Source organism: Acinetobacter sp. YH12100, assembly GCF_013419135.1.
Classification (GTDB): Bacteria; Pseudomonadota; Gammaproteobacteria; order Pseudomonadales; family Moraxellaceae; genus Acinetobacter; species Acinetobacter pseudolwoffii.
In genome coordinates, this window is record NZ_VPAQ01000008.1 from 77,513 (window position 1) to 92,030 (window position 14,518).

At 46.1% G+C, this 14,518-nt stretch carries 10 protein-coding genes and 3 pseudogenes; 4 read left to right on the forward strand and 9 right to left on the reverse strand.

Annotation, left to right across the window (positions count from 1 at the left end):
• Positions 1–140: 140 nt before the first annotated feature.
• The 5 genes from ligA to FTU40_RS07340 all read right to left on the reverse strand — a co-directional run bounded on the left by ligA (position 141) and on the right by FTU40_RS07340 (position 8,445).
• Positions 141–2,180, reverse strand: coding sequence for an NAD-dependent DNA ligase LigA (gene ligA / locus FTU40_RS07320; RefSeq protein WP_180040313.1), 2,040 nt, complete (start codon positions 2,178–2,180; stop codon positions 141–143).
• Positions 2,181–2,288: 108 nt separating this feature from the next.
• The gene (locus FTU40_RS07325) at positions 2,289–3,281 is read right to left on the reverse strand and encodes a cell division protein ZipA C-terminal FtsZ-binding domain-containing protein (RefSeq protein WP_180040315.1); all 993 of its coding nucleotides are present in this window, start codon (positions 3,279–3,281) and stop codon (positions 2,289–2,291) included.
• A gap of 1 nt (position 3,282) precedes the next feature.
• Positions 3,283–6,735, reverse strand: coding sequence for a chromosome segregation protein SMC (gene smc, locus FTU40_RS07330; RefSeq protein ID WP_180040359.1), 3,453 nt, complete (start codon positions 6,733–6,735; stop codon positions 3,283–3,285).
• 11 nt (positions 6,736–6,746) lie between these two features.
• Positions 6,747–7,442: a GntR family transcriptional regulator gene (locus FTU40_RS07335; RefSeq protein ID WP_005095938.1), complete on the reverse strand. Its 696-nt coding sequence runs from the start codon at positions 7,440–7,442 to the stop codon at positions 6,747–6,749.
• Between the two features lie 199 nt (positions 7,443–7,641).
• Positions 7,642–8,445 (reverse strand): sulfite exporter TauE/SafE family protein, encoded by an 804-nt coding sequence (locus FTU40_RS07340; protein ID WP_005172427.1) that lies wholly within the window; start codon positions 8,443–8,445, stop codon positions 7,642–7,644.
• Positions 8,446–8,472: 27 nt separating this feature from the next.
• Here FTU40_RS07340 and FTU40_RS07345 point away from each other — a divergent pair, with 27 nt between their 5' ends.
• Together FTU40_RS07345 and FTU40_RS07350 are read left to right on the forward strand one after the other, a co-directional pair.
• Positions 8,473–9,228 (forward strand): biotin--[acetyl-CoA-carboxylase] ligase, encoded by a 756-nt coding sequence (locus FTU40_RS07345; protein WP_100355526.1) that lies wholly within the window; start codon positions 8,473–8,475, stop codon positions 9,226–9,228.
• Between the two features lie 13 nt (positions 9,229–9,241).
• Positions 9,242–9,985, forward strand: coding sequence for a type III pantothenate kinase (locus FTU40_RS07350; protein ID WP_180040317.1), 744 nt, complete (start codon positions 9,242–9,244; stop codon positions 9,983–9,985).
• On the opposite strand, the pseudogene FTU40_RS07355 reads toward FTU40_RS07350, so the two are convergent.
• From FTU40_RS07355 to ffh, 3 genes and pseudogenes are all read right to left on the reverse strand, one after another.
• Positions 9,936–10,540 (reverse strand): annotated as a pseudogene (locus FTU40_RS07355) (RBBP9/YdeN family alpha/beta hydrolase). The gene FTU40_RS07350 and the pseudogene FTU40_RS07355 sit on opposite strands and share 50 nt — an antisense overlap.
• A 137-nt stretch (positions 10,541–10,677) precedes the next feature.
• Positions 10,678–11,250, reverse strand: a complete 573-nt coding sequence (locus FTU40_RS07360; RefSeq protein WP_005095930.1) for an alpha/beta hydrolase — start codon at positions 11,248–11,250, stop codon at positions 10,678–10,680.
• A gap of 150 nt (positions 11,251–11,400) precedes the next feature.
• Positions 11,401–12,807, reverse strand: a complete 1,407-nt coding sequence (gene ffh / locus FTU40_RS07365; RefSeq protein ID WP_005095929.1) for a signal recognition particle protein — start codon at positions 12,805–12,807, stop codon at positions 11,401–11,403.
• Between the two features lie 138 nt (positions 12,808–12,945).
• Here ffh and FTU40_RS07370 point away from each other — a divergent pair, with 138 nt between their 5' ends.
• On the forward strand, positions 12,946–13,755 hold the full coding sequence (locus tag FTU40_RS07370) for an inner membrane protein YpjD (protein ID WP_159516612.1): 810 nt from the start codon (positions 12,946–12,948) through the stop codon (positions 13,753–13,755).
• 60 nt (positions 13,756–13,815) lie between these two features.
• Here the strand turns inward: FTU40_RS07370 and FTU40_RS15320 are convergent.
• A pseudogene (locus FTU40_RS15320) lies at positions 13,816–14,082 on the reverse strand (class I SAM-dependent methyltransferase); the annotation flags it as partial.
• Here FTU40_RS15320 and FTU40_RS07380 point away from each other — a divergent pair.
• A pseudogene (locus tag FTU40_RS07380) lies at positions 14,071–14,463 on the forward strand (inner membrane protein YpjD); the annotation flags it as partial. The pseudogenes FTU40_RS15320 and FTU40_RS07380 overlap by 12 nt on opposite strands.
• Positions 14,464–14,518 lie beyond the last annotated feature (55 nt).

The following is a 14,518-nucleotide window of genomic DNA, read 5'->3' on the forward strand; positions in this document are numbered from 1 at the left end:
TCACATTGCCGAACCCGTCCTTGTATTTGTCTATCCTCCCCCCTCTCATTCACCTATAGTTTTGAACTAGCAATAAAAAAGACACCTCAAGACTCATCATCCTTAGTGTCTTTTTTATTTAAGTCATTGTTTAGAACTGATTAGTCTTCGATTTGCCCATGCTCTTTCATCAGGGCAATGAACTGTTCCTCATTGATGACCGTTACACCCAGCTTTTCTGCCTTGTCCAGTTTAGAACCGGCTTTTTCACCGGCTACCACGCATTTGGTTTTGCTCGATACACTGCCGCTGACTCGCGCACCTAAGGCTTGCAATAACTGAGTCGCTTCATCACGTCCCATGGTGCTTAATGTTCCGGTGACCACCCAACTTTCACCATTGAGTGGTTGGCGTGTTGGCGCGATCGGCGCATCCCAGTGAATGCCCGCGGCCAGTAAACGGTCTAGAACTTCCAGATTATGCGGTGCCTGGAAGAAATCAATAATCCATTCTGCGGTAATATCCCCTACATCTGGCGTTTTTTTGAGTGCTTCGATATCCGCGATACGTAATGCATCCAAGGTCTGGAAATTATTGGCCAGCATGCGCGCTGTAGTTTCACCCACGCCACGAATACCGAGGGCATAAATAAAAGCGGCCAGTGTGGTTTTCTTACTGTTCTCAATAGAATCTATTAAATTCTGAACAGATTTTTCACCCATTTTTTCAATCTGTAGTAGCTGCTCACGATGTTCATGCAGATGATAAATATCCGAGACATCTTTCAGCAGATTTAGATGCAGCAAAGATTCTGCCCAGCGATCCCCCAGACCCTCAATATCCATGGCTTTACGTGAAACAAAGTGACGAATCGCCTCAATACGCTGCGCTGCACAATACAGCCCTCCTGAACAACGTGCCAAGGCTTCGCCTTCCGGCATCACCACCGGTGAATCACAGACTGGACATTGCTCAGGTAAATGCACTTCAACGGCATCCACCGGGCGGAATTCCGGCCAGACTTTTTCCACTTTAGGAATTACATCGCCACTACGGTAGACACTGACGGTATCGCCAATCCGTACATCGAGACGGTGAATTTCACCAATATTATGCAAGGTCACATTAGAAACAGTCACGCCGCCGACCGCGACCGGATTCAAACGCGCCACTGGCGTTAATGTACCAGTACGTCCCACCTGCCAGTTAATATTTTCAACCGTGGTCAGTGCTGCAACTGCGGGGAATTTATAAGCGGTGGCCCAACGCGGCTCCCGACTCAGAAAACCGAGTTGCTGCTGCTGTTTCAGGTCATTGACTTTAATCACCATGCCATCAATTTCTACACTGAGGCTGGCACGTTCCTGAATAATCTGTTCATAGACTTTTTGCACGTCCTGGATACTGTCACAGATAAAGTGACGCTCGCCAACCGCAAAACCGAACTGATGTAACCATTCCAGACTGGCAGATATTGTGCCTTGCCCATGATGCGGTACGCATTGTGCAATTCCATAAGCATAAAAAGCCAGTGGCCGTAATGCGGCAATATTCGGATCCAGCTGACGCAAACTGCCTGCCGCCGCATTACGTGGATTGGCAAAGGTCTTTTCACCTTTGGCTGCATTGGCGGCATTCAGTTTTTCAAAGCCGGATTTCGGCATCAACACTTCGCCGCGTACTTCTAACAAATCGGGAATGATGCCATTCACTGCTGATAACAGCTTCGGCAGGTTGCGAATGGTTCTGACATTCTGGGTAATATCTTCACCGGTTTCCCCGTCGCCGCGAGTCACACCACGGGTCAATACGCCATGCTCATACCACAGGGAAATGGCCAGACCGTCAAATTTCAGTTCTACATCATATTCGATTTTTTGATTCGGCAAACGCTCTTCAATACGGCGAGCAAAAGCAAAAAGATCGTCCTGATTAAAGACATTGCCCAAGGACAGCATCGGAACGGCGTGAGTAATGCTCACAAATTTTGCAAGTGCCTGCCCGCCGACTTTATCGGTCGGGCTATCCGGCTGGATCAGATCGGGATATTGTTGTTCTAGGGCTTTAAGCTGATGAAAGAGCTGATCATATTCACTGTCTTCAATGCTCGGTTGATCCATCACATAATAAGCATGGTTATGCTTGGCAAGCAGTTGAATCAGTTGACGCATTTGCGCAATGACAGTGGCATCTTGGGTCATAATTTCACCATAAAAAAGGGCGGAAAATCCGCCCTGTAGAATATTCAGCTTTTGGCTATTATAAAAATTGCAGTCTCCAGATTCAACTTGCAGATCGAACAAAAGTGCTTAAACTTCTGTCGGTTGACCGGCACGATAATCAATCGCTTGATGGCGCCAGAATTCACGTAATTGTGGGGTAAATTCCTGCTGGTTCTGATCGTAGACCAGACCATCCACTTCACGGGCAATCAGACGTGAAATACTGTCCATGGTATCAAAGGCATTTTGTACATCGCTATGCGGCAAAGCCAGGAAGAAGGCCAGACCTTTGACTTCCTGAGTCGAGAGAGTTTCCAGATCAAAACCTTCCATGCCGGTATCCGTCATTTGCAGTACCGAAAACAGCAGTTTTGAATCATCTTCACTATAGCGGTGGAAACAGGCCAGTTCGCCATAACGCAGACCATATTTCAACAAGACTTTCAGGGTTTTATCACCTGAAAGTACCCGGCCTTGCGGATAGATATGCAATGAAATAATCGTTTCAGCATTGGATAAGGCACTTTCTTCATCCACTATTTTCTGTTCATGCAGATGAGCATCCAGAATACTGCTTTCATCATTAAATTCAGAAATTTCCGCTTTTTCAATACTGCTGTTCAGACTGAATTCAACAGCGGTATCTTTATCTTCCGTCTGGTTATTTTCCGCTTCTACTTCGGCCGGCTTTTGCTCCACTGATGTTTCGGCTGCTTCTGTGCTTGCAGAACTTGCCACGACTTCAGCTTCGGTCACTGGACTCGGCTCGACCGCTGCAGCTGTCTCAAGCACTGCTGGCTCAGCCAAGATCGGTTCAGGCTTGCGAAATGCTGAGGGCTTTTCAGGGGCCGGTTCTTCTACACTCAGGCTTGGCTCTACACGCTGTGCCGGTTCTGCTTCCTGTTTCGCCAGTTGCGAACGCACATGCCTTGGAATGACAGGGGTCTGGCTGTCAGGATCGATATGCAGGTTGGCATCCAGTGACGGTACAGCCTCTACAGGTTTTTTGAACAGCATTCTGATGCCGAACAGCATGATGACAATTGCTATCACAATCCCGATAATGGTGGTGATTTCCATATTATACCTCCGCAGCTAAGCCGTATTCTTTTGCCTGTTCCAAATTTACTGTCACTAATTTTGAGGTTCCCGGTTCAGGCATGGTTACACCTAGAAGATCAGTCGCCATCATCATTGCAAGTTTGTTATGGGTAATATAAATAAATTGCACGTGTTCAGAAAGCTCTTTGACTAAATTACAAAAACGTCCCACATTGGCATCATCTAGTGGTGCATCGACTTCATCGAGTACACAAAAAGGTGCCGGATTTAAGCGAAAAATCGCGAATACCAGTGCCAATGCAGTTAAAGCCTTCTCCCCACCGGAGAGTAATGCCAAGGAGCTATTACGTTTACCCGGTGGTCGGGCCATCAGTTTTACACCCGATTGCCATCCATCTTCAAGACTTAAACTCGCCTCGCCCCCTTCAAATACTTTCGGGAACAGGTTTTGCAGTTCGGCATTGACTTGATCAAAAGTGTGCATAAACAGTTTGCGGGTTTCCTGATCAATACTTTTCATCGCAGCTTGTAGCTGTTCCACAGTATTTTCCAGATCCTGCATCTGGTGGCTCAGTTCCTCATAGCGTTTCGAGACTTCTTCATATTCTTCAGAAGCCGCCAGATTCACTGCACCGAGCTTATCGAACTGCGCCTGAGCTTTTTCCAGTTTCGCCTGATGGGTTTTGACATCAATAGTTAAACCGCTGATGACTTCATGATTCAGTTCTTTTAATTGTTCTGAATAATGCTGCAAATCAGATTTGGCTGCCTGCCAGGCCAGACGTTTGGCTTCCAGTGCTGTACGCAGTTTTTCATCCTGCTGCTGGAAACTGTGACGCTGTTCAGTTAATTGCTGCTGTTTGCTCTGCACCTGATTTAATTCGATCTGCCAGTCGGCCCAGGTTTTTTGCAGCTTTTCAGTGATCTGCGCCTGTTCATTAAACTGGCTCTGTAAAGCAGGCAATTCTAGCTGTACCGGATCGACAAATTTCTTGGCTTGCTCGATTTGTAGATTAATTTGTTGATACTGTTCTATTAAAAATACCTGATCTTTTTCCAGCAATTCAATCTGCTGCTGACTCTGTACGCTTTGACGGCGCAGCAGTTCCAGTTCCTGCTGCGCTTGCTGGCTAAGCTGCTGCGAGTCATCTAACTGAGTGCTCAATGCTTCCAGCTGGAATTGCAGGGTTTTATAATTTGGTAGCGCTTGTTCCAGCTTAATATTCAGAGCATGCAGATCAATTTCCAGATCGTCTTTCTGCATGGCATCTTCTTCTAGCTGCTCATCGAGTTGTTGCAGCTGATGCTGTAATTGCTGCTTATGTAATGCGAAAGCCTGAGCACTACTTTGAACTTTGGCAATATTGACATCGAGTTGTTGCAGTTGCTTTTGTGTGTGCTTGTACTGCTCACTGATCGTTTGAATCTGGGTTTTTAACTCCTTCATCCGAAGATTCAGTTCAGGCAGTTGCTCTTCAGCCTGACTAAGTTGGCTATTCAGTGCTGATAACTGAAGCTCGATTTCCTCCAGACGGATACGATGACTCAATGCGCCCTGAGCGGCTTGGCTCGATTCATCATAATCCAGCGCAATCACCCAATCAGGCCCAACCTGATAGCCATCCAGACTGAGTAGGGTCTGACCTTGCAAAAGCCCAGTTTGAAGTTTCAAGGCTTGCGCTAATGAATCTACAACTGCAACCTGCTGCCACAGTGAATACTGTGGAGATTCAATCCAGTCGGCCAGACACACCGTATTGGCAATCTGAATTTTATCCTGTACAGCATATGGCTTTAACTGACGCGCCCGATCTTCAAGAAAGTTTTCACCCTCTGCCAGAATCTGGGCAGACAGCCATTTTGCCAGAAACTTTTCGATCAGCTTTGCTTGGTCTTTGCCTGCATCGTTGAGCTTAAGCACATGCATCAGCTGTAGTGCATCGGCCTTGGCATGTGGATTGGCTTTAATCAGTAATTGACTGAGGTTGTTCTGTTCTGAATGCAGCACCTGAATTTCAGATTTTAACTGCATCAAGCACTGCTGCTGTTCTGTCTGCTCGGTCTGAACTTGGGCCAATTGATCTTGCAATACAGTGCGTTGCGCTTCACATGTGAATAGCTGCTGTTCAATCTCAGTCTTGTCTTGTTGATATTGTTCCAACTCATCTTGTTGCGCTTGATGCTGAATCTGTATGCTCTGTTGCTGTACGGTCTGTTTTTGCTGTTCAATCCGCTCAATATTCTTGGCCAGTTGCTCGCTTTGAGCCAGCATCTGTAATTTACGCTGCTGCTGCTGTTCGACCTGAATTTTGATCTGGGCAAATTGTGCCGTGACTGTTGTATGTTGTGATTTGAGATCAGCCAGATTTTGACTCTGCGCCTGATTCTGGCCATCTTGCTGCTGCAATTGTGCTTGCTGATCTTCAGCTTGCTGCTGCAAGGTATCAAGTTGCAGTTCAATCAATTGCAAACGCTCTTTGGTCTGGGCTTTTTGCTGTTCCAGCTTGACCAGACTGGTGGAATTTTGCTCGAGCAAAGACTGTTTTTGCTGCAAGGTCATTTCCAGTTCAGCCAGTTTTTTCTCGGCCTGTTGCCATTCACTTTGCAAAGGTGTCGATTGCTGAATCAGACGCTGAAACAGTTCACTGGTACGACCTAAATCATGTTCAACCGTAGTCAGCTCGGAACGCACCAGCTTAAAATTATCTCCGAGAGTATTCATCTCCACGGTATATTCTTCTTGCAAGCGCTGGCTTTGTTCACATTGAAAAGACAGGATTTCGATCTTGATGCTGCGAATCTGTGCTTCCAGTTGCTTATATTGAATCGCGCTTTCAGCCTGACGTTTCAGGGTTTTTAACTGAGATTTAAGTTCAGAGGCAATATCTTCCAGACGCGACAGGTTTTGCGTAGTGTGATCCAGATGCAGCATGGTTTCACGGCGCCGTGCCTGATAACGCGAAACCCCGGCAGCTTCTTCAATATAGACCCGCATTTCATCCGGCTTGGCATCGACCAGACGGTTGATCATGCCCTGTTCAATAATCGCGTAAGAACGTGGCCCCAGACCGGTGCCCAGAAAAATATCGGTAATGTCACGACGCCGGCATTTGCTGCCATTCAGGAAATATTCAGACTTGCCATCGCGGTTGACCTGACGGCGGACTGCCAGTTCATTATAGGCATTATAAGCGCCGCCCAGTTTGCCATAGGTATTGTCAAAGCGCAGTTCCACACTGGCCATGCCCACCGGTTTACGCTTGGCAGTTCCGGTAAAAATCACGTCCTGCATGCTGCCACCACGCAGCTGGCGCGCACTGGACTCACCCATGACCCAGCGTATGGCATCAATGACGTTAGATTTACCACACCCGTTCGGTCCCACGACTGCAGTACGATTATCTTTAAAATGTAAAGTGGTACTGTCGGCAAAAGATTTAAAGCCTGAAAGTTTTAAACTGCTTAAACGCATAATGTCCTGATTTAACGTCGTGAGCGTCTGGCCCACGCGAGTTCAATTTGTTTCATCCGTGTCAGAGATTCCAACACAAGGTTGCGTAAGTGTCGACAAAAATCTTCCATAAATAAAGCGGCCTGATGGGTTTTTCGTATCAAAATTGCTTCAGTGACCAGTTTAAATAAGTCGAAAGATTCCTGTAACTCGCGTCTGGAAATATTCAGGGTCAGGAAATAGCTACGCCGCAAACAAGGTAACAGTTCCTGATAGTAGCGCATCAGATAGGGATTTCCGACCATCTCATGTTGCTGGGCCATGCCCTGAAAGATCAGATCATAAAACTTTTCTGTATGTCCTTGGCGAGTTTCTGCTTCTAATTGTTCTAATAATAGCTGAATGCGCTCGGCTTCATGACTCCGCCAGGTTTCAGCCATACGATGCACCATCTGCCCCAGCAATAAAGAGGTAATATCAAATAGGGCACGCACCTGCAAGGCCGACATTTCCGAGACAATGGCACCGCGACGCGGATAAATTTCAATCAGCTGGGTGCGTTCCAGCAACAGCAGGGCTTCACGAACCGACCCTCGACTGACATCCAGCTCCGAGGCAATCCTGAGTTCCTGTATACGTTCGCCTTCGACCAATTCGCCGCGAATAATCTGTTCGCTAATGTGTTTGGCAATCTGCTCAGACAAACTGTGTGCTTGTTCTAATGGCATACCGTTCCTGTCTTTATTTTTATGGATACTGGTTCAGCCCGTGATTTGGGCTATGTTGCTATTAGACAGAATTTTTTCAATAATTACTGTGACATTGTCAGACAATCTTGTGTCTCTACAGCCAACTCAAGTTCACAAAAAAGGAGAATAGTGAACCATTCTCCTTAGGTGATACATCAGTTCAACCTAAAAACTTAAATCAGGCCATAAAACCTTGATAAATAAAATACAGGCCGACGGTGGTCAGTAAAGCCGCAAAACATTTTTTCAGTACCGCAGGTGAAAGTAAATGTGCCACTTTTGCACCGAGTTTGGCGGTAAAAAAACTCATCATACTGATGCCAATAAAGGCATAAATATGGATATAGCCAATCGTATTTGGTACTGTGACCTGGGCCTGTTGACCAAACCAGATAAAGCCTAGTGCGCCTGCCACGGCAATCGGCAATCCACAAGCCGCAGAGGTCGCCACGGCTTTTTGCATCACGATGCCACAGCGATTCAAAAACGGGACTGTCAGACTACCGCCACCAATCCCAAAGATCGCCGATGCCACACCAATCCCACCGCCCGCAGCGAGTTGTACCGGGGTTGAAGGCAATTTTTTATTCGGATCGACCTGAACATTGGCGCCTTTAAACATTCTAAACGCCACCCAGACTGCAAAGAACCCGATCAACAGCTGCAAGCCTTGACCAGATAAATAGTCAGCAATCCCTGCGCCCAGGAAGGAACCAATAATCAAGCCGGGTGCCAGATTACGAAATACCGACCACAACACGGCACCTCTTTGATGATGCGCCATGACCGAACTGATTGAGGTGACAATAATGGTAGCCAGAGAAGTCCCCACCGCCATGTGCATAATCACGCTGGGATCGTACTGGAGCTGGGTAAAAACAATGTACAGAATCGGCACAATAATCAAACCACCACCAACCCCAAACAGGCCAGCGGTAAATCCTGCAATTGCACCAATCAATAAATATATGATTAACTCCATAACGATATTTACCACGTTTAGATTCAAATGGATGTAGAAACTCGTGAACTGCAACAACGATTAAGCGATGCAGGCCAGCTTCCGGAAGTATTGCTCATCAAACCGATTACCACATCGACCAATGACGATGTGCGGGAATTGGCAACCAAGGGGGTACAGCAGGTTCTGGTCTGCAGCCATGTGCAGACCCAAGGCCGTGGACAGCGCCAGCGTCAGTGGATTTCACCTGAAGGGAATATCTATTTAAGCACATTGCTGCATACACAAAAACCCATCGATGGCCGTTTGGCTCTGGAAATTGCGTTAAATATCCTGCAAATGCCCAGTCTACAAGGGCTGGACTTGCAAGTAAAATGGCCGAATGACCTGTATAGCGTCAAAGGCAAATGGGGCGGCATTCTGGTAGAACCGATTTCACCTACGCAAGTGGTGGTCGGTGTCGGGATCAACCTCAGCCCAATGTCTGCTGAGGTTCCCGAGCAGCAAGTGACCTCATTGAATGAGTTGGGCCTGCATCCGGGTTCACGCATTCAGCTGATTGCAGAACTGTATCTGGCGATTCAGCAAGCCGGACAATGGTTTAGTTATGGCAGCCAGAATCTGTCTGGTCGTTTCAATCGACATGCCGCTTTTATCCAAGAGAGGGTTGAATTTACCGATCTGCAAGGGCAATATTCAGGAAAATTTCTGGGTATTCAGGATGATGGCGCTGTTAAAATCGCAACTGAAACAGGTGTCCACATCTTTTACCAAGGTCAATTACGGCTCAAAAATAATCCTTGAACAGGCATAATCCATGAAGAAACTATGGCTAGATATTGGCAATACCCGACTCAAATACTGGATTACCGAACAAGATCAGATCATTGAACATGCAGCGGAATTACATTTACAGTCCCCTGCCGATTTGTTACTTGGCCTGATTCAGCACTTTAAAACGCTGGATCTAGATCAGGTCGGATTGTCTTCGGTTCAGGACAAAACCAATAATGAGCGCATTCTTAGTATATTAGATGGTCTGCATATTCCAGTGATTTTTGCTCAGGTGCAGGCCCAATATGCTGGCCTGATTTGTGGCTATGATGAACCCGCACAACTGGGGATTGACCGCTGGCTACAGGTACTTGCTGTCGCGACCCAGCCTCATGAGAATTATTGTGTGATTAGTTGTGGTACAGCGCTGACCATTGACCTGATTCAAGGACAACAACATTTAGGCGGTTTTATTCTGCCAAATTTATATTTGCAACGTGATGCACTAATTCAGAATACCAAAGGCATTAAAATTCCGGATGCCGCATTTTCTGAGCTCAATCCCGGACGCAATACCATCGATGCAGTACATCATGGCATTCTGCTCGGTCTGCTCAGCACCATTGAAAAAGTGCTGCATGATTTTCCGGCACAGCTGGTACTAACCGGTGGAGATGCTCCAGTGTTTGCCCAGCATCTTGAGCCGTATCAGCCGAGGATTGAACCTGATCTTCTGCTTAAAGGTTTGCAGCATTTTGCGGCTCATTTGCCAGACACAGTTTCATGATTTCGAGCAATTGAGGAAATTCGGTAAATCCATCACATTTGTTAAAATGTCCGGCTTTTTTAATCTCAAAAATTTGAGCATTTAAGCTGTGGGCCAAGCGCAAGGAAACCGGTGCAGGTACAAAAGGATCTTACTGGAGATCAGCATGACCGCGCGTTTATAGCTATACGGCAGGTTGTTCAGATCCAGTCGTGTCGCCTGCAGCATTTTATTCAGTTCCGACCAGGCCACCAGCGGTGTATCGAAAGCTGAAACCAGAATGACCCCGCCGGTCTTGCGGTGCTGCTGGAGATAATGTTGCTGTAAAAAACTTAAAACACTGAGTCCACTCAGGCCATGGGCAACTAAAAACGTATGCTCATCCAGATGTGGAATATGCAGTTTCAGATTCTGCTGCCATTCTTCTAGATCAGGCTGAAAAGGATTGGCCAGCATAATCCGTTTTGAATCAACACCGACATTTTTGAGTTGGCGACTCAGCCACGGATACCAATGGTCATTTGAGGTGGCCTGATAATCAGGCACGATATAGACTTTGTTGATTATATTTTTCATCGTGTTTTACTTATTATAATTGAGCACAAAGTGCTTTGACAAAAACTACTATTAAACAGTCTGAAGATGAAATTCAAGTAACTTTTTGCATCCCATCTCAGACTCAATTTACAAATTGAACGAATCCAACAACCTGCTTAAGATTCAGCTTTAATCAGATAAGGCTCAATCACTTTCCAGAGTTCTGGCAGATCGGTACAGCCTTCTGAATCGATAAAATGTCCCTGATGCTTGGCACTCACCACAATCGCATCCAGACTGTCTGCCTGTTCCAGGCTAAATTCAGGCTCCACCCGATCATCGCCTTCAGAATAAATCACCACACGTTCTGCCACCTGCTGTTTAAGCAGATCAAAATCGATCTCAGCGGCATCAATAAACGGATTGACTTCATCTAAACGACCCAAGCGGCCATTAAATCCTGCGATCAATACCAATTGCTGAATCTTTTGCTGTTTTAATTCTCTGGATAAGTAATGCAATACAGCCACAGTTCCCAGGCTATGCCCGATAAAAATACTGTCTTCATCAATCCCCTCAATCTGCTCACGCATTTGCTGGTCCCACACCTCCAGCTTGGGTGTGGTCGATGGGTCAAGTCGCAGTACTTTTAAGCTGACATTTTCCTGTTGGGCTTTTTCCTGAATCCATGGAAACCAGTTTTCTTCAGGGCTTGCAGTATAACCATGGACGATGATCACTTGAGCCATTTTAAATTTCTCTTTGTTTTGTGCTGATGTTCCTGAGTCTGCCTGATTGGATTTTTATTTTGGGTAAGTAAATGTTGTTTTGTTTAAACCGGTTTTCTGATTGATACATAATAAAAAAGGCGCATTTCGCGCCTTTTTTAAATCAGAATCTTATTTCTTGTCATTGCCGCCGAACAGTGGACCCATGCCACCGCCGCCGCCAAACTGTTTCTGCAAACCACCGAGTGATTTCATCATTTTTGCCATACCTGACGGATTGGCAAATTTCTTCATCATCTTGGCCATTTGCGCATGTTGTTTAATCAACTTGTTGACTTCCGCCACTTCCATACCACAACCTGCTGCGATACGTTTTTTACGGCTTGGGTTCATCAAGTCTGGATTACGGCGCTCTTTGATGGTCATCGACTGGATAATCGCTTCCATTTTCTTGACCTGCTTTTCAGGATTGGCCTGGGCCAACGCATCTTGCAGACCGGCATTGCTCATGCCAGGAAGTTTGTCCAGGAAGCCCATCATGCCGCCCATCTTGTTCATCTGCTCAAACTGCATCAGCATATCTTCAAAGTTGAAGCTGCCGCCTTTTTGCAGTTTTTTCGCCATTTTTTCGGCTTTTTCTTTGTCGACCTTGCGCTCAAGTTCTTCGACCAAAGAAAGGACGTCACCCATACCCAAAATACGCTGCGCGATACGTTCAGGATGGAATGGCTCCAAGGCATCAAGCTTTTCGCCCATACCCAAGAATTTGATTGGCTTACCGGTAATGGCACGTACAGACAATGCTGCACCACCGCGTGCATCACCATCGGTTTTGGTCAGGATCACACCGGTTAAAGGCAAGGCATCATTAAAGGCTTTGGCCGTATTCGCCGCATCCTGACCGGTCATGGCATCGACCACGAACAGGGTTTCAGTCGGGTTAATCGCCGCATGCAGCTCTTTAATTTCGTCCATCATGTCATTATCGACATGTAAACGACCGGCAGTATCGACAATTAACACATCGGCAAACTGGATTTTTGCCTGTTCAATCGCACGATTTACAATCGTAATCGGTTTTTCGTCTGCGCTAGATTCCAGGAAAATCGCACCGACTTCGCCTGCAACCGTTTGTAGTTGCTTGATCGCTGCGGGACGATAGACGTCGGCAGAAACCATTGCCACTTTTTTCTTTTGACGTTCTTGTAAAAAGCGTGCCAATTTTGCTGCAGTGGTGGTTTTACCTGCACCTTGCAGACCTGCCAGCAGGACAACGACCGGTGGTTTTGCGGCAAGGTCAAGGCTTTCATTGGCCGCGCCCATCATTTTGGTCAATTCGTCATGAACGATTTTGACAAAAGCCTGCCCAGGAGATAACTGAGTCATCACTTCCTGGCCCAATGCTTCTTCCTTAACTTTCGCGATGAATTCACGAGTTACAGGTAACGCAACATCGGCCTCAAGAAGCGCCATACGCACTTCACGTAACGTATCTTTAATATTGTCTTCGGTTAGCTGCCCTGAGCCAGTAACATTTCTTAAACTCTGCGTGAGTCGTTCTGTTAAGGTATCAAACATTGCAAAATCCGCTTAAAATAGCCATGAGCAAAAAATTGTTTCTTAAAATAGAAAATTTATGCATAGAATGCTATAGGATACTGTAGTTCGCAGCGAATTTATATAAATGAATATTCATCACCCTTAAAAAGGTTTGACATGGTTAGCCTCCCCTTGGTTTACACGATCTTAGCATTAGTCGCTTATACCGCTTCCTTCTGGTATCTGTTCATTCATTTAATGTCTAAACGTACTCCTAATCAATGGTTTGTTTCGCTAACTGCCCTGCTTGGACTGGGCTTACATGCGCTGGTTTTATATGGCGATATGCACACCCCGCTTGGCATCAATTATGATGTCTTTGCCCTGTTTTCCTTTACCTCTGGTCTAATGCTGTTACTCAGCATTATTTACAGCACTTATCGTCCGATTATTGCCCTGAATCTGATCGGAATTCCGGTGGCCGCCACGGGTCTAATTCTCGGCTTTGTCTTTACCCAGCCTGCAAAAATCATCGCACAAAACTCTTTGGGTCTGGATATTCATATTATCCTGTCTTTGTCTGCTTATGCGGTATTGCTCATGGCGACCATTCAGGCCGTGATCTTGCGGCTTCAGGATCGCGAGCTGAAAAAGAAGCAAAAACGCCGGGTTTGGGTCAGTTTATTACCCTCTTATCAGGACATGGAATCACTGCTGTTTGATATGCTGATGACCGGTTTTGTTTTACTTACCCTCGCTCTGGGCTTTGGCTTTTTTACCATCGACAATTTCTTTGCTCAGCATCTGGCACATAAAACTGCGTTCAGTATTATTTCCTGGCTGGTTTATGGTTCACTATTAATCGGACACTGGAAGTTTGGCTGGCGTGGCCAGAAAGCCGTGCGCTTTACCCTGCTCGGTTTTGGCTTGCTGGCACTGGGTTTTATTGGGTCTAAATTTGTGCTGGAAATGATCTTGGGGCGATAATTCTGAGCCTTGAAATATTCAATTCATTGTTCAATGAAAAGGCTTTAGCTTGAGTATTCTTTAAAGGATTATACGCCCCGCACGCACTGATAATGGCCAGCGAATCACTCTAGGCAATTCTGGATCTTCCCATTCTGGCAATAAAGCATCTGCCAGTACATCCAATGGATTATGTCCAAGTGCTTTAGTGGCAGCTTTCACGGCTGACCAGGTACTCATATAACCAATTAACTGATAAAAGTTCCATTCAACCTGTAATACCGGTGGCTGAATCGTAATTTCCTGAAAGGGAAATGGTAGATTTTTATATCCTTCATCTACATGGCGACCATTCAGGCCGTGATCTTGCGACTTCAGGATCGCGAGCTGAAAAAGAAGCAAAAACGCCGGGTTTGGGTCAGTTTGTTGCCTTCTTATCAAGACATGGAATCACTCCTGTTTGATATGCTGATGACCGGTTTTGTTTTACTTACCCTCGCTTTGAGCTTTGGCTTTTTCACCATCGATAATTTCTTCGCCCAACATCTGGCACATAAAACTGCGTTCAGTATTATTTCCTGGCTGGTTTATGGTTCACTATTAATCGGACACTGGAAGTTTGGCTGGCGTGGCCAGAAAGCCGTGCGCTTTACACTTTTAGGTTTTGGTCTGCTGGCACTGGGTTTTATTGGTTCTAAATTCGTGCTGGAAATGATTTTGGTACGTTAACATACGCTAACCTAAAGCCCACACTACGTTTGAGTGCCGTCATCAAAATGTCATA

Excerpts from the sequence above, each read along its gene's own strand:
- smc (WP_180040359.1), bottom strand. The coding sequence starts at position 6,735 with ATGCGTTTAAGCAGTTTAAAACTTTCAGGCTTTAAATCTTTTGCCGAC.
- ligA (WP_180040313.1), bottom strand. The coding sequence starts at position 2,180 with ATGACCCAAGATGCCACTGTCATTGCGCAAATGCGTCAACTGATTCAA.
- FTU40_RS07345 (WP_100355526.1), top strand. The coding sequence starts at position 8,473 with ATGGATGTAGAAACTCGTGAACTGCAACAACGATTAAGCGATGCAGGC.
- FTU40_RS07370 (WP_159516612.1), top strand. The coding sequence starts at position 12,946 with ATGGTTAGCCTCCCCTTGGTTTACACGATCTTAGCATTAGTCGCTTAT.
- FTU40_RS07325 (WP_180040315.1), bottom strand. The coding sequence starts at position 3,281 with ATGGAAATCACCACCATTATCGGGATTGTGATAGCAATTGTCATCATG.
- FTU40_RS07360 (WP_005095930.1), bottom strand. The coding sequence starts at position 11,250 with ATGGCTCAAGTGATCATCGTCCATGGTTATACTGCAAGCCCTGAAGAA.
- FTU40_RS07340 (WP_005172427.1), bottom strand. The coding sequence starts at position 8,445 with ATGGAGTTAATCATATATTTATTGATTGGTGCAATTGCAGGATTTACC.
- FTU40_RS07350 (WP_180040317.1), top strand. The coding sequence starts at position 9,242 with ATGAAGAAACTATGGCTAGATATTGGCAATACCCGACTCAAATACTGG.
- FTU40_RS07335 (WP_005095938.1), bottom strand. The coding sequence starts at position 7,442 with ATGCCATTAGAACAAGCACACAGTTTGTCTGAGCAGATTGCCAAACAC.
- ffh (WP_005095929.1), bottom strand. The coding sequence starts at position 12,807 with ATGTTTGATACCTTAACAGAACGACTCACGCAGAGTTTAAGAAATGTT.